The sequence below is a fragment of the Pseudomonas sp. xss_4 genome (assembly GCF_043104125.1).
In the GTDB taxonomy this organism is placed as follows: Bacteria; Pseudomonadota; Gammaproteobacteria; order Pseudomonadales; family Pseudomonadaceae; genus Aquipseudomonas; species Aquipseudomonas parafulva_B.
Genome location: NZ_JBICKJ010000021.1, coordinates 46,723 through 72,360, shown reverse-complemented (window position 1 = coordinate 72,360; position 25,638 = coordinate 46,723). Strand labels below are relative to the sequence as shown.

At 63.3% G+C, this 25,638-nt stretch carries 15 protein-coding genes and 1 pseudogene; 10 read left to right on the top strand and 6 right to left on the bottom strand.

Translation table 11 applies throughout. From position 1 onward, the window contains the following. Positions 1-27: 27 nt before the first annotated feature. Positions 28-987, top strand: a complete 960-nt coding sequence (locus ACF8GB_RS04465) for an MBL fold metallo-hydrolase (RefSeq protein WP_392526623.1) — start codon at positions 28-30, stop codon at positions 985-987. 334 nt (positions 988-1,321) lie between these two features. Here the strand turns inward: ACF8GB_RS04465 and ACF8GB_RS04460 are convergent, their stop codons facing one another. Both ACF8GB_RS04460 and ACF8GB_RS04455 read right to left on the bottom strand, forming a co-directional pair. Then, positions 1,322-2,605, bottom strand: a complete 1,284-nt coding sequence (locus ACF8GB_RS04460) for a Zn-dependent hydrolase (RefSeq protein WP_392526621.1) — start codon at positions 2,603-2,605, stop codon at positions 1,322-1,324. Between the two features lie 77 nt (positions 2,606-2,682). After that, entirely contained in the window at positions 2,683-4,173 is a 1,491-nt protein-coding gene (locus tag ACF8GB_RS04455) for an NCS1 family nucleobase:cation symporter-1 (RefSeq protein ID WP_058637935.1), read from the bottom strand. 336 nt (positions 4,174-4,509) lie between these two features. On the opposite strand from ACF8GB_RS04455, the gene hydA reads away from it, so the two are divergent. The 3 genes from hydA to preA all read left to right on the top strand — a co-directional run bounded on the left by hydA (position 4,510) and on the right by preA (position 8,731). After that, complete coding sequence (gene hydA, locus ACF8GB_RS04450) at positions 4,510-5,949, top strand: dihydropyrimidinase (protein ID WP_392526619.1); 1,440 nt, start codon at positions 4,510-4,512, stop codon at positions 5,947-5,949. A gap of 139 nt (positions 5,950-6,088) precedes the next feature. Further along, positions 6,089-7,456: an NAD(P)-dependent oxidoreductase gene (locus ACF8GB_RS04445; protein WP_392526617.1), complete on the top strand. Its 1,368-nt coding sequence runs from the start codon at positions 6,089-6,091 to the stop codon at positions 7,454-7,456. Then, positions 7,457-8,731 carry an NAD-dependent dihydropyrimidine dehydrogenase subunit PreA gene (preA, locus tag ACF8GB_RS04440; protein WP_078478332.1) on the top strand — a complete coding sequence of 425 codons (1,275 nt, stop codon included), beginning with the start codon at positions 7,457-7,459 and terminating at the stop codon, positions 8,729-8,731. Between the two features lie 303 nt (positions 8,732-9,034). Here the strand turns inward: preA and ACF8GB_RS04435 are convergent, their stop codons facing one another. The 4 genes from ACF8GB_RS04435 to gnd all read right to left on the bottom strand — a co-directional run bounded on the left by ACF8GB_RS04435 (position 9,035) and on the right by gnd (position 14,176). Beyond that, positions 9,035-9,655, bottom strand: a complete 621-nt coding sequence (locus tag ACF8GB_RS04435) for a TetR/AcrR family transcriptional regulator (RefSeq protein WP_078478331.1) — start codon at positions 9,653-9,655, stop codon at positions 9,035-9,037. A 147-nt stretch (positions 9,656-9,802) separates the two neighbouring features. Continuing rightward, the gene (locus tag ACF8GB_RS04430; protein WP_145254711.1) at positions 9,803-11,596 is read right to left on the bottom strand and encodes a glycoside hydrolase family 15 protein; all 1,794 of its coding nucleotides are present in this window, start codon (positions 11,594-11,596) and stop codon (positions 9,803-9,805) included. 91 nt (positions 11,597-11,687) lie between these two features. Continuing rightward, entirely contained in the window at positions 11,688-13,196 is a 1,509-nt protein-coding gene (zwf, locus tag ACF8GB_RS04425; protein ID WP_392526615.1) for a glucose-6-phosphate dehydrogenase, read from the bottom strand. Continuing rightward, positions 13,193-14,176, bottom strand: a complete 984-nt coding sequence (gene gnd / locus ACF8GB_RS04420; protein WP_058639578.1) for a phosphogluconate dehydrogenase (NAD(+)-dependent, decarboxylating) — start codon at positions 14,174-14,176, stop codon at positions 13,193-13,195. The genes zwf and gnd overlap by 4 nt, the downstream gene beginning before the upstream one ends. A gap of 662 nt (positions 14,177-14,838) precedes the next feature. Here gnd and glgA point away from each other — a divergent pair. From glgA to glgX, 6 genes and pseudogenes are all read left to right on the top strand, one after another. Next, on the top strand, positions 14,839-16,398 hold the full coding sequence (gene glgA / locus ACF8GB_RS04415) for a glycogen synthase GlgA (RefSeq protein WP_027916213.1): 1,560 nt from the start codon (positions 14,839-14,841) through the stop codon (positions 16,396-16,398). Positions 16,399-16,411: 13 nt separating this feature from the next. Further along, positions 16,412-18,145: pseudogene (treZ, locus tag ACF8GB_RS04410) on the top strand (malto-oligosyltrehalose trehalohydrolase); the annotation flags it as partial. 6 nt (positions 18,146-18,151) lie between these two features. Next, complete coding sequence (malQ, locus tag ACF8GB_RS04405) at positions 18,152-20,221, top strand: 4-alpha-glucanotransferase (protein ID WP_145254942.1); 2,070 nt, start codon at positions 18,152-18,154, stop codon at positions 20,219-20,221. Further along, positions 20,218-22,992: a malto-oligosyltrehalose synthase gene (locus ACF8GB_RS04400; RefSeq protein ID WP_392526614.1), complete on the top strand. Its 2,775-nt coding sequence runs from the start codon at positions 20,218-20,220 to the stop codon at positions 22,990-22,992. The genes malQ and ACF8GB_RS04400 overlap by 4 nt, the downstream gene beginning before the upstream one ends. A gap of 16 nt (positions 22,993-23,008) precedes the next feature. Next, entirely contained in the window at positions 23,009-23,302 is a 294-nt protein-coding gene (locus tag ACF8GB_RS04395) for a DUF2934 domain-containing protein (RefSeq protein ID WP_058605048.1), read from the top strand. A 127-nt stretch (positions 23,303-23,429) separates the two neighbouring features. Continuing rightward, positions 23,430-25,583 (top strand): glycogen debranching protein GlgX, encoded by a 2,154-nt coding sequence (gene glgX / locus ACF8GB_RS04390; protein WP_196125891.1) that lies wholly within the window; start codon positions 23,430-23,432, stop codon positions 25,581-25,583. Positions 25,584-25,638 lie beyond the last annotated feature (55 nt).

Here is a 25,638-nt window from a genome sequence, read left to right as displayed (position 1 = left end):
TTTGATGGCGCATGACAAGGAGTAGACATGGACCTGCTGTTTCTGGGCACCAGCGCCGGTGCCCCGACCAAGGCCCGCAACGTGAGCGCAACGGCGCTGCTGGAAGCGACGGGTAAACGCTGGTACTTGATCGATTGCGGTGAGGGCACTCAGCATCGTCTGCTGCACACATCGCTGTCGACCCATGACCTGGGCGGCATTTTCATCACCCATGTACATGGCGACCACTGCCTGGGTTTGCCCGGCCTGCTGGCCAGTGCAAGCATGAACGGGCGGCGCCAACCGTTGGATGTGGTGCTGCCCCGGGCCTTGCACGATTGGGTGCGCGTCAGTTTGGCGGTTACCGACAGTCATCTGTCCTTCGATCTGCGGCTGTTGCCCGTCGAAGAGTTCAGTGGCTGGCACAACGCGGCCGTAACGGTGAGCACCGTCACTTTGTCGCACCGCGTGCCTAGCGTGGGCTACCTCTTCGAGGAGCGCTGCCCCGAGCCACGGCTGGACAGCAGGCGCCTTGACGCCGAAGGCGTGCCTCGTGGGCCGCTGTGGGGAGCGCTGGCGAAAGGCCTGGCAGTGAATCACCAAGGCCGTGAGCTGCAAGCGGCGCACTACCTTCAGCCTGGTCGAGCTGCCCGCCGCATCATAATCTGCGGCGACAACGACACGCCCGAACTGCTGGCCGAGGCAGCGGCAGGTGCCGATGTGCTGGTGCACGAGGCGACCTTTACGCAACCTGCGGTGGAGCGATCCGGCGTGACGTATGGCCACAGTACTGCGGCGGCAGTGGCTCGGTTTGCCGAAGCGGCCGGGGTGCGTAACCTGGTGCTGACGCACTTCAGTGCGCGCTACCAGGCTGACAATCGGCGGAGCCCGTCGATTGATGACGTAAGGCAAGAGGCTGCCTTGCATTATGCTGGTAACCTCACGTTGGCCGTGGACCTTCAGCGGTATCATTTGGGGCGTGAGGGTGTTTTGTTGCCAGTCGATTGAGCGGCCTGCATGTGCCCGGGTGGTATTGGTATGGGTATGAGCCGCCTTGGACTTCCTGGGTGAATTATAGATCGTGGGGTCCGCTGCGCGGCCCATCGCGGCACGAGGCCGCTTCCACAATGGATCTGCGTAGTCCTCACATTTCTGCAAGCACCGCTACCCGTTGTGGGAGCGGCCTCGTGCCGCGATGGGTCGCGCAGCGGACCCGGCAATGTAAACCGCGAAGCTGAAACCCAGAGACCGCCCCACCGCCCACAGCTTCATCCTCGCAGCGCCTGTCAACCAGACTGCTATAGCGTCCACAGCGTCCACAACAGCGTGAACAGCCCCGCAGCTAAGCCGCCATTCGCCCCTTGGCCACCGCTTCGGACGCCGCCAACATGGCGCGCAGCAGCACGGCACACCCCGCCGCCAGATCCTCTGGCGTAGCGTTCTCGATTTCGTTATGGCTGATGCCGTTTTCGCACGGCACGAAGATCATGCCAGCGGGCCCAAGTTCCGCCAGGAAGATCGCGTCGTGCCCTGCCCCGCTGACGATATCCATGTGCGGCAAACCCAGTGCCTGGGCCGACTCACGTACCGCACCCACGCAGCCGTTGTCGAAATACAAGGCCGGAAAATCTGCGGTGGGCACCAGCTCATACGTCAGCCCATGCCGTTCGCAGGTCTGTTCGATCACGCTGCGGACCTCGGCAATCATTCCCTCTAGCCGGCCCCCCTCGAGGTGACGCAAATCCAGGGTCATGCGCACTTCGCCAGGAATCACATTGCGCGAGCCAGGATAGGCTTGCAGGCAGCCCACCGTACCGCAGGCGTGCGGCTGGTGGCCCAGGGCGGCGCGGTTGACCGCTTCGACCACGGCAGCGGCGCCGACCAGGGCATCCTTGCGCAGGTGCATGGGTGTTGGCCCGGCATGGGCCTCCACCCCACGCAACGTCAGGTCGAACCATTTCTGGCCCAGGGCGCCGAGCACCACGCCGATGGTCTTGGCCTGGTCTTCCAGGATCGGGCCTTGTTCGATGTGTGCTTCGAAATACGCCCCCACCGGGTGGCCCGTCACCGCCCGTCTCCCGGCGTAGCCGATTTCATTCAACGCTTCGCCCACGCTGATCCCTTGGGCATCGCGTTTTGCCAGCGTCTGCTCGAGACTGAACTTGCCGGCAAAGACCCCCGAGCCCATCATGCACGGCGCAAAGCGCGAGCCTTCCTCGTTGGTCCATACCACCACTTCCAGCGGTGCTTCGGTTTCAACGCCCAGGTCGTTGAGGGTGCGGATGACCTCCAGCCCAGCCATGACCCCATAGCAGCCATCGAACTTGCCACCGGTGGGCTGGGTGTCGATGTGGCTGCCCGTCATCACCGGCGGCAGCGCTGCGTTGCGCCCTGGCCGACGGGCAAACAGATTACCCACCCCGTCGACTGTCACCGTGCACCCCGCCGCTTCGCACCACTGCACGAACAGGTCACGGGCCTGTCGATCCAAGTCGGTCAGGGCGAGGCGACAGACGCCACCCTTGGGCGTGGCGCCTAGGCGCGCCAAGTCCATGAGCGATTGCCACAAGCGTGCGCTATCGACATGCCGGGCAGTCGATTGAAGAACGTCTTGAGCGCGGGTCATAGGTTTCTCCTCAGGCTTTTCTTGTCGGATGTGTAAGCCACAGCGCGGGCCTGCCCGCACTGCGACGAGCAGGTTACTCAAGGCAAAGGCTTGGCCATGCGCGCCGGGCTGCGGGCGGCCATGGCGGCGAAGACGTAATACAAGCCAGCGCCAAGCAGCGAGCCGGTGAACCAGCCATAGTCGTAGAACCAACTGAAGTGACTGTTGCCAATGGCCATTACTGTGAGCGCCACGGGCAACGCAAAGGCCGCAAAGCCGGGCCAGTGCCAGGCGGGATAGACGTCATCGCGGTACAGCCCGGCCAGGTCCAGGTACTGACGCCGGACCAGGAAATAATCCACCACCATGATCCCGGCAATGGGCCCCAGCAGGCTGGAATACCCCAGCAACCAGTTGGAATAGACGCTTTCAAGGCTGATGTCGGAAACGATCCAGCCCAGCTTCTTGAGCAGCTCGTGGCCCATCAGCGCCAGCCCGATGAACCCGGTCAGCCACACCGCCCGGCTGCGGCCGATCAAGCGCGGGGCAATGTTCTGGAAATCGTTGGTGGGCGAGACGATGTTGGCCGCCGTGTTGGTGGACAAGGTAGCGATCACGATCAGGGCCATGGCCAGCGCTACCCAGAAGGGGCTCTGAATCTTGCCGATCAGCGTCACCGGATCGGAAACGGTCTCGCCCACCAGCGAGGCCGAGGCCGCCGTCAACACCACACCCAGCGAGGCGAACAGGAACATGGTCAGGGGCAGGCCGAATATTTGCCCCAGAATCTGGTCCTTCTGGCTACGGGCATAACGACTGAAGTCCGGGATGTTCAGCGACAGGGTGGCCCAGAAGCCCACCATGGCAGTGAGCCCTGCGCAGAAGTAGCCCACCACGCTGGCCCCTTGCGGACGCTTCGGTGGCTGGGCCAGCAACTCGGTCATGGACATGTGCGGCAGCGCCCACACCAGCAGCCCGATACCCACCGATACCAGCAAAGGTGCGGACAAGGTTTCCAGCCACTTGATCGATTCGGCGCCGCGCAGCACCACCCATAGGTTCAGGCACCAGAAAATCACGAAACCGATCACCTCGCCGGTGCCGCCCAAGGCCTTCCAGCCCTCGAATACCGAGCCCAGGAACAGATGAATTGCCAGCCCACCGAACAGCGTCTGGATCCCGAACCAGCCGCAGGCGACCACCGCTCGCACCAGGCAAGGCACATTGGAACCGAGGATGCCGAAGGATGCACGCAGCAGTACCGGGAAGGGTATGCCGTACTTGGTACCGGGGAAGGCGTTGAGCGTCAGTGGAATCAGCACGATGAGGTTGGCCAGCAAAATGGCCAGCAACGCTTCACCCACGCTCAGGCCGAAATACGCCGTGAGAACGCCGCCCAGGGTGTAGGTGGGCACGCAGATGGACATGCCTACCCACAGGGCGGTGATGTGCCACCTGTTCCAGGTGCGCTGATGCACCTTGGTGGGAGCGATGTCGGGGTTGTAGCGCGGGCTGTCGAGCACGTCGGCGCCTTCGCACAGCTCTACCAGGCCGTTGCGATCAACCACGTGCGATCTGCTCTGTTGCATGGGGCCTTCTCCAGAATGTTGTTGTAGTTGTTCGCTCATCGGGGCGAGTCGATGGCCGGAGTACACACGCAGAATGTGGGTAGAAATTTCGACCAAATTTGGATCTTGTCAAGTACGTCAGCCTGATCCGAAACGCCTATGCTAGAGCCACCCTCATTTTTATTTCCTTATTAATCAGCAGGTTAAAAACCACAAATTCCGTGTGATTTATTTCTTGCTGAATCCAGAATCTGCATCTAGCCTCGAATCTTGTCAGCGATGACAGGATCGCTCTGCCACCCTGGCCTACCAATTCCAAGAACCGGCACAGACCGGTCAGCCTGCGAGGAAAACGGCATGTCCCTGTTGATCCGTGGCGCCACCGTGGTCACCCACGAAGAAAGCTTCAGCGCCGATGTCCTGTGTGCAAACGGCCTGATCCAGGCCATCGGCCAAGACCTCGACCCACCGGCCGGTTGCAAGGTGCTCGATGGCAGCGGCCAGTACCTGATGCCCGGCGGGATCGACCCGCATACCCACATGCAGTTGCCATTCATGGGCACCGTGGCCAGCGAGGACTTTTTCAGCGGCACCGCCGCCGGGCTCGCAGGCGGCACCACCTCCATCATCGATTTCGTGATCCCCAATCCCCAGCAGTCGTTGATGGAGGCGTTTCACACCTGGCGCGGATGGGCAGAAAAGAGCGCCAGCGATTACGGCTTTCACGTGGCCATCACCTGGTGGAGCGACCAGGTAGCCGAGGAAATGGCTGAGCTGGTTGCCCACCATGGGGTGAACAGTTTCAAGCACTTCATGGCCTACAAGAACGCCATCATGGCCGCTGACGACACCCTGGTCGCCAGCTTCGAGCGCTGCCTGCAACTGGGCGCCGTGCCCACGGTGCACGCCGAGAACGGCGAGCTGGTGGATCACCTTCAACGCAAGTTGCTGGCCCAGGGCATGACAGGGCCTGAGGCGCATCCGTTGTCACGTCCGCCCCAGGTCGAGGGCGAAGCGGCCAGCCGCGCCATCCGTATCGCAGAAACCCTCGGTACGCCGTTGTACCTGGTGCATGTCTCCAGCCGCGAGGCGCTGGATGAGATTGCCTACGCTCGCGGCAAGGGGCAGCCGGTCTACGGCGAGGTCTTGCCTGGCCACCTGCTGCTGGACGACAGCGTCTACCGCGACCCGGACTGGGCCACGGCAGCAGGCTATGTGATGAGCCCGCCCTTCCGACCGCGTGAACACCAAGAGGCGCTGTGGCGCGGCCTGCAGTCAGGCAACCTGCACACCACCGCCACCGACCATTGCTGTTTCTGCGCCGAGCAGAAGGCCATGGGACGCGACAACTTCAGCCGCATTCCCAATGGCACGGCCGGTATCGAGGACCGCATGGCGGTGTTGTGGGATGCCGGTGTGAACACAGGTCGCCTGTCGATGCACGAATTCGTCGCCGTCACGTCCACCAACACGGCGAAGATCTTCAACCTGTTCCCACGCAAAGGCGCCATTCGTGTCGGCGCCGACGCCGACCTGGTGCTGTGGGATCCACAGGGCACGCGCACGTTGTCGGCCAAGACCCATCACCAGCAGGTGGACTTCAACATCTTCGAAGGCCGCACCGTGCGCGGCGTGCCCAGCCACACCATCAGCCAGGGCAAGGTGGTGTGGGCCGACGGTGACTTGCGCGCCGAAGTCGGTGCCGGACGGTATGTCGAACGCCCGGCCTACCCGTCGGTGTACGAACTGCTCGAGCGTCGGGCCGACCACCATCGGCCCATCCCCGTGCCCCGCTAGCCGCTGAAACTGATCGACCGGCCTTCATTGCAAGACCGACTCGTCAGGCCAACCCGTGCCTGGGGCACGGCGTGCCGGTGAGCGGGGCCGCCTGCGCTCCACCCTTTCAAGCCCACGACAAGAAAGAGAGGCTACCACCGTGATCGACGCACTGAACCATTTGCCGCGCCCTAGGGCCGGTAGCGACCAGCTGGCCGAGCATTTCAGCGACCTAGTCCCACCACTGACCGCGCGCCAGGCCGCCGTGGAGAGCGCGCGCTGTCTGTACTGCTACGATGCCCCGTGCATCAACGCCTGCCCCAGCGACATCGACATTCCGTCCTTCATCCACCGCATCAGTGATGAAAACCTGGAAGGTGCTGCCGAACGAATTCTGTCGGCCAACATCCTCGGCGGCAGTTGCGCTCGTGTCTGCCCGACCGAAATCCTTTGCGAACAGGCCTGCGTGCGCAACAACGCGCAGGAATGCGCGCCGGTGCTGATTGGTCAGTTGCAGCGCTATGCCCTGGACAACGCCCAGTTCAGCGGGCATCCCTTCCAGCGCTCCCCGACCACCGGCAAACGTATCGCCGTGGTCGGCGCCGGCCCGGCGGGCTTGTCTTGCGCGCATCGCCTGGCCATGCACGGGCACGATGTAGTCATCTTCGAAGCCAGTAAAAAACCGGGCGGCCTGAACGAGTACGGCATTGCCCGCTACAAGCTGGTGGATGACTTCGCCCAGCGTGAAGTGGCGTTTTTGCTGGGCATCGGTGGCATCGAGATCCGCTACGGCCAGCGCCTGGGCAGCAACCTGGGGCTCGGTGACTTGCGGGATCAGTACGATGCCGTATTTCTTGGCCTTGGGCTCAGTGCCGTGCGGCAACTGGGCCTGCCCGATGAGCAGGCGCCGGGCCTGCTGGCTGCCACCGACTACATCCGCGAGCTGCGCCAGGCGGATGACCTCAGCCGCTTGCCTTTGGCCGACCGCTGCCTGGTGATCGGCGCCGGCAACACGGCGATCGACATGGCCGTGCAGATGAGCCGCCTGGGGGCACGCGACGTCAACCTGGTGTATCGCCGTGGGGCGCCCGACATGGGCGCCACGGGCCACGAGCAAGCCATCGCCAAGGCCAACCAGGTGCGCCTGCACACCTGGGCGCGCCCCGACACCGTACTGCTGAGCGACGATGGCAACGTGCGCGGCATGCGCTTCGCGCGCACGGCGATGGTGGACGGTCGCCTGGGTGATACCGGGGAAACTTTCGAACTGGCTGCCGACGCGATCTTCAAGGCCATCGGGCAGTGCTTGGAAGACCAAAGCCTGGCTGACCCGGTCGCCGCGCAACTGGCCCGCGATGGGGAGCGCATCCGCGTCGATGAGTGCATGCAGACCAGCTTACCGGGCGTGTATGCCGGCGGTGACTGCACTGCCCTGGGCCAGGACCTCACCGTGCAGGCCGTACAACATGGCAAGGTGGCGGCCCAGGCCATCCATGCCCAACTCATGCTCAATGTGGAGGCCGCGTAAATGGCTGACTTGTCTATCGTCTTCGCCGGCATTCGCGCCCCCAATCCCTTCTGGCTGGCCTCCGCCCCGCCCACCGACAAGGCCTACAACGTGGTACGCGCCTTCGAAGCGGGCTGGGGTGGCGTGGTCTGGAAAACCCTGGGGCAAGACCCTGCAGCGGTGAACGTCTCGTCGCGTTATTCGGCGCACTTTGGCGCCAACCGCCTGGTTCAGGGCATCAACAACATCGAGTTGATCACCGATCGGTCATTGGAGATCAACTTGCGGGAGATCACCCAGGTCAAGAAGGATTGGCCGGACCGGGCACTGATCGTGTCGCTGATGGTGCCGTGCGAGGAGGCATCGTGGAAATTCATCCTGCCGCTGGTCGAGGCCACCGGGGCCGATGGCATCGAGCTGAACTTCGGCTGCCCCCATGGGATGCCCGAGCGTGGCATGGGGGCGGCGGTGGGCCAGGTGCCTGAGTATGTGGAGATGGTCACGCGCTGGTGCAAGACCTACTGCTCGCTGCCGGTGATCGTCAAGCTTACCCCCAACATCACCGACATTCGTCAGTCGGCCCGAGCCGCGCACCGGGGTGGCGCCGATGCGGTGTCGCTGATCAACACCATCAACTCCATCACCAGCGTGGACCTGGACCGCATGGTGGCCCACCCGATCGTCGGCGACCAGAGCACGCACGGGGGTTACTGCGGCTCGGCCGTCAAACCCATCGCGCTGAACATGGTCGCGGAAATCGCCCGCGACCCCGCCACCCAGGGCTTGCCGATCTGCGGGATCGGCGGTATTGGCAATTGGCGTGACGCTGCCGAGTTCGTGGCTCTGGGCAGCGGCGCGGTGCAAGTCTGTACGGCCGCCATGCTGCATGGCTTTCGCATCGTCGAGGATATGAAGGACGGCCTGGCACGTTGGATGGATCAGCATGGGCATGCCCGTCTTGAGGACTTCCGAGGCCAGGCAGTCGGCCACACCACCGACTGGAAGTACCTGGACATCAACTACAAGTCCATCGCGCACATCGATCAGCATGCTTGCATTGGTTGCGGCCGGTGCCACATCGCCTGCGAGGACACCTCGCACCAGGCCATCGCCAGTACGGTGAAGGCCGACGGAACCCATGCCTATAGCGTGATCGAGGAAGAATGCGTGGGCTGCAACCTGTGCCAGATCACCTGCCCCGTGGAAGACTGCATCGAGATGGTTGCGCAGGACACTGGCAAGCCGTACCTGAACTGGACGCAGGACCCGCGCAACCCCTATCGGGAGGCTGGCTGAGGGTGGGCGTGTGAATGCAGGCGCCCGCCGTTTTGCCAGGCGCCGGATCCGTCGCGGTGCGGCGCACATGGGCCTTGATGATTGGGATTCAGGGCTGAAATCGTGGGGCCGCTGCGCGGCCCATCGCGGCACAAGGGCCGCTCCTACAAGGGGTAGCTGCAGCGCAACGTTCGATTTCCAAAATTCGAGAAGGCATCCGCTTTCTATCGGATCTGGAGGCTATCGAATTCAGTGCAGGAGCGGCCTAGTGCCGCGATGGGCCGCGCAGCGGCGCCACGATTTCAGCCCTGCATGGTAGTTCGCTCAAGGCTCCAACCCAATGCCCCTCAGGATTACGCTGGTCACCGTCTGCACGGCGCTTTCGAAATCCCGGTCGGACAGCGGCTCGCCGTCGTTGAGCAAGGCCACCTGGTATCCGAAGTCGGCATAATGCTGGGTCGATGCCCAGATCATGTACAGCAGCGCCGACGGCTGCACTGGCAGAATGCGCCCCTGCTCCACCCAGCGGCGGATCTTGGCTTCCTTGAGTCTGGCCCAGGGCACCAGGCTTTCATCCAGGTTGGCCCTGAGCACCGGCGCACCGTGCAGCATCTCCTCGGCCCAGATTTTCGAGCCCAGCGGCCGTGAACGGGAGTGTGCCATCTTCGCGCGTATGTAGCTGGTCAACACGACGCGGGGGTCATCGAAGTGCTCGAAACTCAGGGCATCTTGTTTCCAGACTTCAAGCAAGTCCTGCAATACCGCACGAAACAGGTCGTCCTTGGTCTTGAAATAGTAATGAAGGTTCGAGCGCGGCAGCTGCGCCTGCTCGGCGATGTCGCCCATGGACGTGGCAGCGAAGCCCTTTTCGGCGAACACACGCTCGGCGGCCTGCAGAATCTTCTCGATGTTGCGACGACGGATTTCAATCTTGTGGTTGGCCATCAAGCGCTGACCGTGAACGGGATGATGTCGATCTGCCAATCCATACCGCCAATGCCCATGGTTGCTCCGTACTCTCGCAAATGTCCCGTAGTCTACTCCGCTTGCGCAGCGAAACCATCAGCCGGCGCAAGCGCCGGCTGCCAAGCTTCAGGCACTGGCGCGCACACGCGCAGGGCACTGCGCCCGGTGCAGGTTGAGCGCGGTATTGATGATGCCGATGTGACTGAACGCCTGCGGGAAGTTGCCCAGCATGCGCTTGCCTACCGGGTCGTACTGCTCAGCCAACAGGCCCACATCGTTGCACAGGTCTGTCAGCCGCTGATACAGCGCATGCGCTTCGTCCTGGCGTCCCAGCAGCACGTACACGTCGGCCAGCCAGAAGGAGCACACCAGAAACGTACCCTCGCCCGCCGTCAGGCCATCGGTACAGCTGTCGGTGTCGTAGCGCAGCAACAGGCCGTTGTGCAGCAGGCGTTTTTCGATCTGGGCCAGGGTGCGCAGAAAGCGCGGGTCATGGGCCGGCAGAAAGCCGGTCAGCGCGATGTGCAGCAGGCTGGCATCCATCTCTGAAGAACCGTAGGCCTGCACAAAGTGCTGGCCCTGGGCATCGAGGCCCTGCTCGCACACTTCGCGGCGGATCTGATCAGCGACCTGCCGGTAGTGAAGGCCCCGTTCACGGTCCTCCTCGGTGGTGTCGGCAAGCTCTGCGGCGCGGTCGAACGCCACCCAGGCCATGACCTTGGAGTGCACGAAATGCTGCCGACCACCGCGCACTTCCCAGATGCCTTCATCAGGTTCACGCCAGATGCTTTCCAGGTAAGGCATGATCACCCGGCTAATGGCCGCGCTGCGCGGGTGCCTGGGCAGACCGCCGCGGATGGCCTGGCTCATGGCGTCGGCCAGCTCACCGTAAATGTCCAGCTGGGTCTGCGCGGCGGCTGCGTTGCCCACCCGCACCGGCTGGGAGTGCTCGTAGCCGGCCAGCCAGGGCAGGGTGTATTCCTGAAGATCACGCTCACCGGCCAGGCCGTACATGATCTGCATCTGCTCCGGGTTGCCCGCCACCGAACGCAACAGCCATTCGCGCCAGGCCTGGGCTTCTTCGAAGTAGCCCAGGTTCATGAAGGCCAGCAAGGTCATGGTGGCATCGCGCAGCCAGCAGAAGCGGTAGTCCCAATTACGCTCACCGCCCACGCGCTCGGGCAACGAAGTCGTCACTGCCGCCACAATCCCGCCCGTTGGGGCATAGGTCATGGCCTTGAGCACCAGCAACGAGCGCCGCACCAGGGCCGTGTACGGCCCCACGTCGGGGCACTTGGCTGCGAAGACCTGCCACTGATCCACGGTGGCCTTGAGGCAGGCATCGATGTCCTGTTCGGCGGGCACCGGCAGGTGGGACGGGTGATGACGCAAGCTGAACACGTGCCGCTCGCCCTCGCCTACCCGCACACGCGCCACCGTGTGGTGATCGCGGGCATGGGGCGCCACGGTCGAGGACAGGATCAAGCGGTCCGGGCCTGCCACCGCGCTGAGGGTCAGCGGGTCGAGCCGCTCCACCCAAGGGACGCTGCGCCCGTAGTCAAAGCGCATCACCAGGTCCATTTCGAACGTGGTCTGCCCCGAAAGGCCTTCGACGATGCGCACCACTGCGTTCTCGTCACCCAAGGGCATGAAGTCCAGCACCCGCGCCTTTCCCGAGGCCGTGACCCAGACGGTTTCAAGCACCAGCGTGTCGTCCAGGTAGCGCCGGGTGCGTTCTATCACAGGGTCCGAAGGCGCCAGGCGCCAACGGCCATTTTCCTCGTTGCCCAGCAAGGCCGCGAACACCGCTGGCGCATCGAAACGCGGCAGGCACAGCCAATCGAGCGAGCCGTCGCTGCTGACCAGGGCGGCGCTGCGGCAATTGCCCAGCAGGGCATAATCTTCAATATGGGCAGGCATCGAGACTCCAGAAATTCAGTGCGTCCATTGTGCCGAGCCTGCCTTCACTGACAGGCCCAGCACCACGCGATCGGATCAAAACGGTGCGCTATCAACCCAGCCGGTGCCACTCGCGCTTGTCCCGGGCCAGCAGTTCGTCGCCCGCCTCCGGGCCATCCTGGCCGGCCTCGTAGTCATGCACTTCCCCGCCCTGGGCCCAGGCATCGAGAAACGGCTGGACGGCGCGCCAGCCGTTCTCGATGTTGTCGGCACGCTGGAACAAGGTCTGGTCGCCCGTCAGGCAGTCATAGATCAAGGTCTCGTAGCCGGTGGCCGGGGTCATCTTGAAAAAATCCTTGTAGGCAAACCCAAGCTCTACATTCTCCATTACAAGCTCCGGCCCTGGCCGTTTGGCCTGCAGGTCGAACCACATGCCTTCATTGGGCTGGATCTGAATCTTCAGGTAATTGGGCTTGGGCCTTTGCAGCGCGGACTCACGGAACTGGGCATACGGCGCCGGCTTGAAGCAGATGGCGATTTCCGTATCGCGCACGCTCATGCGCTTGCCGGTGCGCAGGTAAAAGGGCACACCGGCCCAGCGCCAGTTATCGATCATGATCTTCATGGCCACGAACGTTTCGGTCTGGCTGTCAGGCTCCACCTTGGTTTCCTGACGGTATCCCGGCACGTTCTTCCCATCCAGGGTGCCGGCTACGTACTGGCCCCGAACCGAGTTCTTCAACGCCATCTTGGTCGACCACGGGCGGATCGCGCCGATCACCTTGGCCTTCTCCCCGCGAACCGCGTCAGCGGCAAACGCCGCAGGCGGCTCCATGGCTACCATCGCCAGCAGCTGGAACAGATGATTGGGCACCATGTCGCGCATCGCACCGGTGCTGTCATAGAACGCACCGCGGGTTTCGACCCCTACGGTTTCAGCGGCGGTGATCTGCACATGGTCGATGTAGTGATTGTTCCAGAACGACTCGAACAGCCCATTGGAGAAACGGCTGACCAGGATGTTCTGGACGGTCTCCTTGCCCAGGAAATGGTCGATCCGGTAGATCTGAAGCTCGCCCATCACGTTCAGCAGACAAGCGTTGAGCGCCTCGGCGCTGGCAAGGTCGTGGCCGAACGGCTTCTCGATGACCACCCGGCGAAACCCGCCGCCCGACTCGTCCAGCAACCCGGCCTCCCCAAGGCGTTTGGCCACTTCTGGGAAAAACCGTGGAGACGTCGCCAGGTAGAAAATCGCGTTGCCATGGCTGGTCTTGTCGATGCGCTTGGCAATAGCCTCATAAGTCGCAGCGTCGAGAAAGTCCCCGGTCTGGTAGTCCAGGCGCTTGGCAAGGCTGGCCCAGAGCTTTTCGTCCAGGTTCGCCGGGGCACCCTCTGCGCCTTTGTCGCGCTCGGCCATGAACGCGTGCAAGCGTTCAGCAAATGCCTCGGCACTGACCGCGTTGTGGTCGACACCCACGATGCGCAGGTCTTTATCGAGCAGGCCGTCGCGGCTGAGGTTGTAGAGTGCGGGCATCAGCAGGCGCTTGACCAGGTCGCCATTGGCACCGAACAGGAACAACGTGCAGGGTGGAGCAGCAGGCGTTGCCGGTTTTTTGCTCATTCAGGTTTCTTCTCGACGTGTCCACCGAACCCAAGGCGCATGGCCGAGAGAATTTTGTCGCCATAAGTGCCTTGTTGCTGTCGCGAACGAAAACGCGCGAACAGTGCACTGGACAGCACCGGAACCGGCACCGCCTGCTCGACGGCCGCATCGATGGTCCAGCGCCCTTCCCCGCTATCGGACACCGAGCCGCTGAACTGAGCCAACTGCGGGTCGGCCACCAGTGCGTCGGCGGTCAGGTCCAGCAGCCAGGACGTGACCACGCTGCCACGGCGCCACACCTCGGCGATCTCGGCCACGTTCAGGTCAAAGCGCTGGTCCTCAGGCAGCTCGGCACCGCCTTTGCTGCGCAGCAGGTCGAAGCCTTCGGCGTAAGCCTGCATCAAGCCGTATTCGATACCGTTGTGCACCATCTTCACGTAATGCCCTGCGCCCGGCGGGCCGGCGTGGATATAGCCATGCTCGGCGCGCTGGTGTTCACCGGTGCGCCCGTGGGTGCGTGGGATATCACCGACACCGGGTGCGAGCGCTGCAAACAGTGGCTCCAGACGTTCGAACACGTCCTTTTCCCCGCCGATCATCATGCAGTAACCACGCTCCAGCCCCCATACCCCGCCGGAAGTACCCACATCCAGGTAATGCAGCCCACGCTGCGCCAGTTCTGCAGCGCGGCGCATATCGTCTTTATAGAAGGTATTGCCACCGTCGATGATCGAGTCGCCAGGTTCCAGCAAGTCAGCCAGCTGGGCAATGGTCTGCTCGGTAGGCGCCCCAGCGGGAAGCATGACCCAGACGGCACGAGGCGCCTGGAGTTTCTCGACCAGTGCGGCCAGGTCAGCCGCCCCCACGCTACCTTCGCCCTCAAGGGCGGTGATCGCTTGTGCGTTGCGATCGTGCACCACCGTGTGATGGCCGGCGAGCATAAGCCGCCTTGCAATGTTGCCGCCCATGCGGCCCAGCCCGACAATTCCCAATTGCATGAGCAGGTGCTCCCCTTCTGGAATGAGTGACGACGTTTCGCCTTTCAGGTTAGTCCAGTGGACTGCATGAGGGTTCAGCGACGGGCGGTGTGTTCATGTTCGTTCGCTGGGGCCGAAGTACCTTTCTCTTCGCCCGTTCGGGGCGCCAGAGGCATTCAGCAGCGCTGAATCAATCAGAGCGCTGTCATGCAGCACCGACCGCACCATTAAGGTGCAAGGCACTGGGCAAAGCGCCACTCGTCGCCTAGCGATCGTGTGTGTTCAACGCGCTCGGCATATGCGGCGGGCGAATGCCAACGTCTGCGTCTAGCACGCGGGCCGCCTGGAATGACCGTTCGGTCACATTTGTAATATTTCTCTCCTACACTCAGGTTCCGGCCCGCCATTTGCTCAATGGAAGAGCAACGGAAAAAAAGTCGAACTTTAAGGAAAGACGGCAGGTCAGGAACTAAGCAGGCCAGATGAAATGGGTTATTCCCACGCATGGCCCGCCCACCCCAACCAGTCCACTCGCCTTTTGGCCAGAATGCCGAATGCGCTGTGCCTGTGCGCACGACTCGGGGGCAAGGATTGCATTACGCAGAATTCGCAAAGAGAGAATCAACACGAAAGACCGCCGCGGTTTATCAGTGCCCGGCCAAGCTTAGGGACGGAGAGAAACAATGATCAGTGCCGCTGTCGCGACTCAAGTAGCTACCTTTACCTCGGAACATCGCGAACCGCTCATCCCGGAGCTCGCCAAGACAGGCAAGGCACCTGGCGCCCAGCGCCAGAACAACCCGAACAAACGCAAGATCCTTTTCGTCACCTCGGAAATCGCTGACCTGGTGAAGACCGGTGGCTTGGGCGACGTCTCCGCTGCGCTGCCACGGGCACTGGCGCACCTGCACGACGTGCGCGTGCTGATCCCGGGCTACCCGCAGGTCGTCGAAAGCGACAACCCCATCCACATCGTCGGCGAGCTGGGCGGCCACGCGGCCTTGCCACCTTGCAAGATTGGCCGGATGGACTTGCCCGACGGCCTGGTGATCTACGTGTTGATCTGCCCGGAGCTCTACCAGCGCCCTGGCACGCCCTACGCAGCAGAAAACGGTCGCGACTGGCCGGACAACCATATCCGTTTCGCCCGCCTGGGCCTGGCGGCTGCAGAAATCGCAGCCGGTGAAGGCATGATCCACTGGAAACCGGAGATGGTGCATGCCCATGACTGGCCAGCGGGGCTGGCCCCTGCGTACATGCACTGGCGCGGCTTGAGTACGCCGACCCTGTTCACCATTCACAACCTGGCGTATCAAGGTGTCTACAGCCGTGGCTGCAGCCCGGAGCTGGCCATTCCCGACCATGCCATGCAGCAGGAGGGCATGGAGTTCTACGGCAAGCTCTCCTTCCTGAAAGCTGGCCTGGCCTACTCCAGCCACATCACCACGGTCAGTGCCACCTACGCCCAGGAAATCACCACGCCCGAATTCGGCTGCGGCCTGGACGGTTTCCTGGCCAGCAAGGCGCAACAAGGGCTGTTGGGCGGCATTCCCAACGGTATCGACGAAAGCTGGGATGCGGCGACCGACAAGCACCTGCAGCATAATTTCAGCATCAACGACTGGGAGGGCAAGGCGCGTAATGCCCAGGCGGTGCGCGAGCTGTTCCAGCTGGACCCTTCCGAGGGGCCGCTGTTTGCCGTGGTCTCGCGCCTGGTCTACCAGAAAGGCCTGGACCTGACCCTGGGCGTTGCCGAGTACATCGTCGAGCAAGGCGGCCAAATTGCAATCATCGGCCGCGGCGAACCCGAGGAAGAGCAGGCCATGCGCGAACTGGCCCTGCGTCATCCCGGCCGCGTTGGTGTGCGCATCGGCTTCAACGAAACCGATGCACGCCGCATGTTCGCCGGCAGCGACTTCCTGTTGATGCCCTCGCGCTACGAGCCCTGTGGCCTGAGCCAGATGTACGCCCAGCGTTTCGGCTCGCTGCCCGTTGCGCGCAAGACCGGCGGGCTGGCCGACACCATCGAGAACGGCGTTACAGGTTTCCTGTTCGATGAATCGACGGTGGAAAGCTACCGCGAGGCGCTCAGCCGGGCGTTCTACATCTACCAGAAAAAAGACCTGCTCAATGCCATGCGCTGCCTGTCCATGACCCAGCCATTCAACTGGTGCCAGGCAGTGGAACCCTACGCACGCCTGTACGAAGACCTGGTCAAGCAAGCCCAGCTGGCTCATTACTGAAGAGAGGTCGAAGATGCAAAGGCATGGCGCACACTTAGAGGACGCCACGTCGGCGCGCTTCGCCCTCTGGGCACCCGACGCGCGCAGCGTGAGTGTGGAATTGCAACACCAGGAAGCCGTCGCCCTCGCCCCCGAGGCCGATGGCTGGTTCACCGGCACCGCCCCTGCCAAGCCAGGGGACTTGTACCGCTACTGCATCAATGGCGAGCTTCGCGTTGCTGACCCTGCATCGCGCTTCCAACCCGAAGGCGTTCATGGCCCCAGCCAGGTCGTGAACCTGGGCGGTTACGCCTGGCAGCATTGCTGGCAAGGCCGCCCCTGGTACGAAGCGGTGATCCAGGAGCTGCATGTGGGCGTACTTGGTGGCTATGAAGGCGTGGCAAGCCATCTGCAACGTATCGCCTCGACCGGCATTACCGCCATCGAACTGATGCCAATCAGCCAATTCCCAGGTACCCGCAACTGGGGCTACGACGGCGTGCTGCCTTATGCAGCGCAGCACAACTACGGCACTCCTGAGCAACTGTGCAGCCTGGTGGACCAGGCACACGGCCACGGGCTGATGGTGATGCTCGATGTGGTCTACAACCACTTCGGCCCGGATGGCAACTTCCTGCATGAGTACGCCAGCTCGTTCTTCCGAGAGGACCGCCACACTCCCTGGGGGGCCGCCATCGACTTCCGGCGGCCGGAAGTGCGCGAATTTTTCATCCAGAACGCGCTGATGTGGATATGCGACTACCGCATCGATGGCCTGCGACTCGATGCGGTACATGCCATCGACCAGCCGGACTTCCTCGAGGAGCTGGCCCAGCGTGTGCGCGAGGCCGTCGAGCCGGGTCGACACGTCTGGTTAGTGCTGGAAAACGAACACAACCAGGCTTTCTTGCTTGAACAAGGCTTCGACGCGCAGTGGAACGATGATGGCCACAACGCGCTGCACGTGTTGCTGACCAATGAAACCGAGGGTTACTACGAAGACTACAAGGACGACCCGATCGGCAAGCTGGCGCGCTGCCTTGGCGAGGGCTTCGTGTTCCAGGGCCAGCCCAACCGCCACGGCGAACCACGCGGCGAACCCAGCGGCCACCTGCCGCCCAGCGCCTTCGTGCTGTTTTTGCAGAACCACGATCAAATCGGCAACCGCGCCATGGGCGAGCGCCTGACCCGGCTGACTTCGCCTGCGGCCCTGCGCGCAGCGACCGGGCTGTTGCTGCTAAGCCCCATGATTCCCTTGCTGTTCATGGGCGATGACGACGGTAGCCGTGCACCCTTCCTGTTCTTCACCGATTTTCATGATGAGCTCGCTGATGCGGTGCGCGAAGGCCGGCGCGGTGAGTTCGAACATTTTGCCGCCTTTGCCGACCCCGAAAAGCGCGCGCGTATACCCGACCCCAACGCCGAGCAGACCTTCCACGCCTCCAGGCCTGACCCGCAGGACGTGATTGCCGGCTGGCATGGGCTGTACCAACAGCTGCTCACGACGCGCCGTCAGCACCTGGTCCCACGCCTGCCCGGTACCCGCCCCCTGGGCGCCGAGGTGTTGGCTGACAAGGCACTGACTGCACGCTGGCAGCTGGGCGATGGCAGCACATTGCGCATCGACCTAAACCTGGGCGACCAGTCTCTGCACCTGGAGGCTGCGCCTGCCGGCAGCTGCCTTTTCGACAGCGGCGACAAGGCGCACGCCGGCTCGACGCTTTCGCCCTACAGCTGCGTGGTCACCCTGCTACCCCCCAGACCAGAAGATGCAATGAGCGATTCCCTGCTTCACCGGCTCGCTCAGCGCGCGGGCCTTGCCCGCGACTGGGTGGATGCCAACAACAAACCGCAGCAAGTGACCGATGAGGTACTGCGCAAACTGCTTGAAGCCCTTGGCCATAGGGCTAGCGACGAGGCGCAATTGCAGGACAGCCTGTCCAGGCTCGAACGTAGCGACGACGCACAACACGTTCCGCCGCTGCTCACTGCCGACCAGGGCAAGCCGCTCGACCTCTCGCGGTATTTCCCAGCGCAGGCCGGCGTGCGCGGACAGTTGGAAGATAGCAGCAGCATCGACTTGCAGCTTGATGCCCAGGCCCACCTGCCAGGTGATTTGCCGGTCGGCTATCACCAACTGGAGGTGGCCCAGCACCGCTTTACGCTCGCTGTCGCCCCGTCCGCTTGCCCATCGCTGCATGACTTGGTTCAGGCGGCCCCCGCGCGCTGCTGGGGCTTGTCGGCGCAGCTCTACAGTCTGCGCCGCCCAGGCGATGGGGGCTACGGCGACTGCATGGCCCTCGAGCAACTGGTACGCAGTGCCGCTGAACGGGGCGCCGATGCAGTGGCGATCAGCCCTATCCATGCCTTGTCGGCCTTCGATCAGCAGCACTATAGCCCCTACTCGCCATCGAGCAGGCTGCTGCTCAATACGCTTTACGCAAGCCCGGCGGCCATCCTGGGTGAGCGCACCGTGCGCCTGGCTATCGAGGCCTGCCACCTGGAGCAGACACTGACCTCGCTCGAGCAAGAGCCTTTGGTGGACTGGCCGCGCGCAGCCGATGCCCGGTACAAGCTGCTGGACGCGCTTTACCAGCACTTCAGCCAAGGCGATCACCCGCAACGCGCCGATTTCGAAAGCTATCGCCAGGCCGCAGGCGAGGCGCTGGAGCACCATTGCCGTTTTGAAGTACTGCAAGCCGAGGCGGTCGACAAAGGCCATGGCGCTGATTGGCGCAACTGGCCAGAGGCGTGGCGCGACCCATTTGGGACCGAAGTTCGCGCCTTGGCCGAAAGTTATCCGGCCAGGGTGGAGTTTCACGCGTTCTGCCAATGGCTGACCGAGCGCAGCCTGCAGCGCGCCCAGGAGGCTGCCAAAGGCAGCGGCATGGTAGTGGGCCTGATTGCCGACCTTGCCGTTGGCGCCGATGGCGCTGGCAGCCAGGCCTGGAGCCGCCAGGACGAACTGCTGGCCAACCTTACCGTTGGCGCGCCACCTGACATCCTCAATCGCTCGGGCCAGGACTGGGGCATCTGCGGGTTCTCGCCCGAAGGGCTCAAGCGCAACGGCTACCGCGCGTTCATCGAGATGCTGCGTGCGAACCTTGCCCACGCCGGTGGCCTGCGCATCGACCATGTGATGGGTTTGCAACGGCTCTGGCTGATCCCGCGCGGCTGCAAACCCAATGAAGGCGCCTACCTGTACTACCCGCTCGAAGACATGCTGCGCTTGCTGGCGCTCGAAGCCAGCCGCCACGGTGCAATCATCCTGGGTGAAGACCTGGGCACGGTACCGGACGGTCTACGCGAGGCCTTGGCGCAGAAAAACATCCTGGGCATGCGCGTGCTGCCCTTCGAGCAGACCTCCCCAGGCCAATTCACCCCCCAGCTACAGTGGCCCGACGACGCCTTGGCGACCACCGGCACCCATGACCTGGCGACCGTGGCAGGTTGGCTGACAAACCGCGACGTCGAATGGAGCCGGCGCCTGGGTTTGATTGATGAATCCACCGAGCAGCAATGGCGCGATGACCGCCGCAAAGAACACGACGGCTTGCGCCGCACGCTTGAAACCCACTATGGCCCGCTGAAGGACGACACTGCCGTGATCGATGCCGCGATTGGTTATGTAGGCCACACCAAAGCTCCGCTGGTGCTGGTCCCGCTTGAAGACCTGCTGGGTCTGGAAGAACAGCCGAACATGCCCGGCACCACCGAAGGGCATCCCAACTGGCGCCGCCGCTTTACCGAGGCGGCAAGCCACATGCTTGACGACAAGGATGCCGCACGGCGCCTGGAAGTGCTGGCGCAAGCGCGCGAGCAGGCATGGGAGCGCGACCGATGAAACCGCTTACCGCGACCCTGCGCCTGCAGTTTCACAGCGACTTTACCCTGGACCATGCCCTGCCGCTGGTGCCGTACTTTGCCCAACTGGGCATCAGCCACCTGTACGCCTCGCCGATCCTCAAGGCCCGCGCAGGTTCGCGCCACGGCTACGACGTCGTCGATCCCACCCAGGTCAACCCGGAACTGGGCGGCGAAGCGGCGCTCGAGCGCCTGGTCAAAGCGCTGCGCCAGCATGGCATGGGCCTGATCGTGGACACCGTGTCCAACCACATGGCCGTTGGCGGCGCTGACAACCCCTGGTGGCAGAGCCTGCTGGCCTGGGGGCGCCGCAGCCCGTATGCGGAGTTCTTCGATATCCAGTGGCACTCCACCGACCCGCTGCTGGCTGGCCAATTGCTGCTGCCGTTCCTGGGCAGCGATTACGGTGTAGCGCTGAAGGAAGGCCAGATCCCCTTGGAATTCGACGCCGACCAGGGGGTACTGCAAATCGCTCACTATGAGCACCGCTTCCCGATCTGCCCGGTCGATTACGGCTGGGTGCTGGCGCTCAGCGCTGACCCGACCCTGACCAGCCTGGCCGAACAGTTCACCGCCCTTGGCGAGTCCGCCACCCCGCTTGACGATGCCGCGCCGTTGCAAGCCGAACTGGCCCGTCGGGTGCGCGAAGGCGCCGACCTGGCCTCGGCCCTGGTGGCATTCGACAGCCGCAGCGAGGCCGGCTTCAAGCGCCTGCACCTGCTGCTCGAGCGTCAGACCTATCGCCTGGCCAGCTGGCGCACCGCTGCCGACGACATCAACTGGCGGCGCTTTTTCGACATCAATGAGCTGGGCGGTTTGCGGGTCGAGCGCCCGGTGGTGTTCGAAGCCACCCACGCCAAGCTGTTCGAGTTGATTGAACGCGGCCTGGTCGATGGCCTGCGCATTGACCACATCGACGGCCTGGCAGACCCACGCGGTTATTGCCGCAAGCTGCGCCGACGCGTGGACAGCCTGATGGCCAGCCGCCCACTGGACGCTGGCGTGGAGCACTTCCCCATCTACGTCGAGAAAATCCTGGGCGTCGATGAGCATCTGCACCGCGACTGGCTCACCGATGGCACCACCGGCTACGAGTTCATGAACCAGGTCTCGCTGTTGCAGCACGACCCGGCCGGTGAGGCCCCGCTGACCGAACTGTGGTCGACGGTCAGCGAGCGCCCCGCGTTTACCGAAGAAGTGCGCCTGGCGCGCCATCTGGTGCTCAACGCAAGCTTGGCAGGTGACTGCGAATCGGTGGCGCAAGCCCTGCTGCAGGTTGCGCGCAACGACCTGATGACCCGCGATTTATCCTTGGGTGCCATTCGTCGCGCCCTGCAGGCACTGGTCGCGCACTACCCGGTTTACCGCACCTACTTCAACGCGTGCGGCCGCCCGGCCGAGGATGAGGCATTCTTCCAGCAGGCCCTGGCCGATGCCCGCCAGGACCTGAGCGAGGCCGACTGGCCCTTGCTCGAGCAACTGGAAAAATGGTTGGGCGGCGAAGGTTGGCGCCAGCTGCCACCTGGCCGTACCCGCAAGCAACTGCGCCACGCCTGCGTACGCTTCCAGCAGCTGACGGCCCCCAGCGCGGCCAAGGCCGTCGAAGACACCGCGTTCTACCGCAGCGCAAGGTTGCTCTCGCGCAACGATGTGGGCTTTGAGGCCGAACGCTTCAGCGCTCCGCTGGAGCACTTCCACAACGAGGCTCAGCGACGCCTGCGGGACTTCCCGGACAACCTGCTGGCCACCGCCACCCATGACCACAAGCGCGGTGAAGACACGCGCGCCCGCCTGGCTGTGCTGAGCGAGCGCGGGCCTTGGCTGGCCAGCCGCATGGCGCACTGGCGCGAGCTGGCAGCGCCATTGCGCACACCGCTCGAGGATGGGCTGGCGCCGAGCCCTGGTGATGAAATGCTGCTGCTCCAGACCCTGTTGGGCACCTGGCCGTTGGGCCTTGCCGTCGATGACGGCCAAGGCCTTAAGCAATACGCCGAGCGTGTCGGTCAGTGGCAACAGAAAGCGCTGCGCGAGGCCAAGCTGCGCAGCAGTTGGAACGCCCCCAACGAAGCCTACGAAAAGGGCTGTGCTCGCTATCTCGAAGGCCTACTGCTGGAGGCCGATGCCCTGCCCCTGCGCACCTCCATCGCCGAGGCGGCGCAGCTGATCAGTTGCCCGGGTGCGCTCAACAGCCTGGTGCAGGCGTTCATGCGCATGACCGTGCCAGGGGTGCCTGATCTGTATCAGGGTAACGAATACTGGGACTTCAGCCTGGTGGACCCAGACAACCGCCGGCCCGTCGACTATCCCGCTCGACGCAGCACCTTGGCAGAGGCTGCGCCGCTCGACGCGTTGTTAAGCCACTGGCATGACGGCCGGGTAAAGCAGGCGCTGGTGGCCCGCGTGCTCGACTGCCGCATGGCCAACCCGGAGCTGTTCCGCCGGGGCAGTTACCTGCCGTTGACCGTCAAGGGGCGCCATGCCGACAAGGTCGTCGCCTTCGCCCGCTTGGGCGACGCACAACGCGCCGTGATCGTCGCGCCGCGCTTGGCCAGCGGTCTGCTGGGCGCGGCACAGAGCCCTCAAGTACCCCCACAGAACTGGGAAGATACCCGGGTCGTATTGCCGTTCGACTTCTCACCTGCCAATTCGACTGGACTTTTCGGTGGGGCCGTTGTCAGCCCTGTAAGAGAGTTGATGGTGTGTGCTGTGCTGTCGGACTTTCCAGTCAATCTGTTGATCGAAGATAACTAGCATTCAGGAGCGTCATATGAGTGTCGATGATAAACGCATACGCGAGTTTGCCTACCAGATCTGGGAGTCGGAAGGTAAGCCACACGGCGAGGAAGAACGTCACTGGGACATGGCCCGCAAATTGGCGGAAGCCGAAGCCAAAGCCCCTGGGGCCAAAGCCAAGGCCCCGGCCAAGCCAAAGGCGCCTGCCAAGCCCAAGGCCGCTGCTGCACCCAAGCCTCCAGCTGACCCTAAAGTCGCTGCATTGCCAGGGGTGAAGCCTGCGGCTTCGAAGAAGCCACGCGCACCGAAAAAGCCGACCGCTAGCTGAACCGTCCACGGCCCTGCCGTCTTCAGCACCGCACTGGCACCGAGCACCTCGGTTGCCAGGCCTGATGACGACAAGGCCGTTGCAGTACCCAACCTTATTTTCCAGACAAGGCCATTCGAGGATTGCCATGAGCCCGCGCACCGCAAAGAAAACCCGCTCCGTTGCACCGTCGCGCATTCGCGAAGGCTTACCCTACCCCCTCGGCGCCACCTGGGACGGCCTGGGCGTGAACTTCGCCATCTTCTCGGCGAACGCCACCAAGGTCGAGCTGTGCGTATTCGACGCCACCGGCGAGAAAGAGCTCGAGCGTATCGAGCTGCCTGAATACACCGACGAGATCTATCACGGTTATCTGCCTGACGCGCACCCGGGCCTGATCTACGGCTATCGCGTGCATGGCCCTTACGAGCCTGAAAACGGCCACCGCTTCAACCCCAACAAACTGCTGATCGATCCCTACGCCAAGCAGTTGGTCGGTGAGCTGAAATGGTCCGAGGCGCTGTTTGGCTACACCATTGGCCACCCAGACGGTGACCTGTCGTTCGACGAGCGCGACAGCGCCCCCTTCGTGCCCAAGTGCAAGGTCATCGACCCGGCGTTCACCTGGGGCCGGGACAACCGTGTCCAAACCCCTTGGGATAAGACCGTCGTGTACGAGGCCCACACCAAGGGCATCAGCAAGCGCCACCCGGCCGTGCCTGAGAACCTGCAAGGCACCTTCGCGGGCCTGGCCAACGACGAGCTGCTCAAGCACATCAAGGACCTGGGCGTCTCCAGCATCGAGCTGCTGCCCATCCATGCATTCGTCAATGACCAGCACCTGCTCGACAAGGGCCTGAACAACTATTGGGGCTACAACACCATCGCGTTCTTTGCACCGCACCCAAGCTACCTGGCCAGCGGCAAGATCGCCGAATTCAAGGAGATGGTGGCGCACCTGCACGACGCGGGCCTGGAGCTGATCCTCGATGTGGTCTACAACCACACCGCCGAAGGCAACGAGATGGGCCCCACGCTCTCCATGCGCGGCATCGACAACGCGTCGTACTACCGCCTGATGCCCGACCAGAAGCGTTACTACATCAACGACTCGGGCACCGGCAACACCTTGGACCTGAGCCATCCGTGCGTCCTGCAACTGGTGACCGATTCGCTGCGTTACTGGGCAGGCGAGATGCATGTCGACGGCTTCCGCTTCGACCTGGCGACCATTCTGGGTCGCTACCACGACGGCTACAGTGAGCGTCACAGCTTCCTCGTAGCCTGCCGCCAGGACCCGCTGCTGCGGCAGGTCAAACTGATTGCCGAGCCATGGGACTGTGGTCCAGGTGGCTACCAGGTGGGCAATTTCGCACCGGGCTGGGCTGAGTGGAACGACCGTTTCCGTGACACCGTGCGCGCTTTCTGGAAGGGCGACGAGGGCCAACTGGCCGATTTTGCCGCCCGCATGACCGGCTCTGGCGACATGTTCAACAACCGCGGCCGCAGGCCGTATTCGTCGGTCAACTTCATCACTGCCCACGACGGCTTCACCTTGCGCGACCTGGTGTCGTACAACGAGAAGCACAACGAGGACAACGACGAGAACAACCAGGATGGCACCAGCAATAACCTGTCCTGGAACTGCGGCGCCGAAGGCCCGACCGAAGATGCGGAAATCAACGCCTTGCGCATGCGCCAGATGCGTAACTTCTTCGCGACCCTGCTGTTTGCCCAGGGCACGCCGATGATCGTTGCCGGCGATGAATTCAGCCGCACCCAGCACGGCAACAACAATGCCTATTGCCAGGACAGCGAAATCGGTTGGGTGAACTGGGATCTGGATGAAGAAGGCCAGGCACTGCTGGCGTTCGTCAAGCGCCTGACCCGTCTGCGCCAGAAGTATCCGGTGCTGCGGCGTTCAAGCTTCCTGGTGGGCGATTACAACGAGGCAATCGGCGTCAAGGACGTGACATGGCTGGCGCCCGATGGCAACGAGATGAGCGTTGAACAGTGGGAAGACCCTAACGGTCGCTGCCTGGGCATGCTGATCGATGGTCGTGCGCAGGTCAGTGGCATTGCCCGTCCAGGTTCGGAGTCCACCGTGTTGCTGATCGTCAACGCCCACCACGATACCGTGCCGTTCAAACTGCCCAGCGTTCCAGAGGGCGAACACTGGAGCTGCGTGATGGATACAGACCGGCCACAACTGCGCAAACCCGAAGACCTGCCATTCGACAGCTCATTTGACCTGACAGGGCGCTCGGTGGCGCTGATGGTGCTCCAGCACAGCGAAGAGTGATGGCAAACGCATACGTCACGCGCAATGCGTGACGGAGTCGTTACAGACCCGCCGG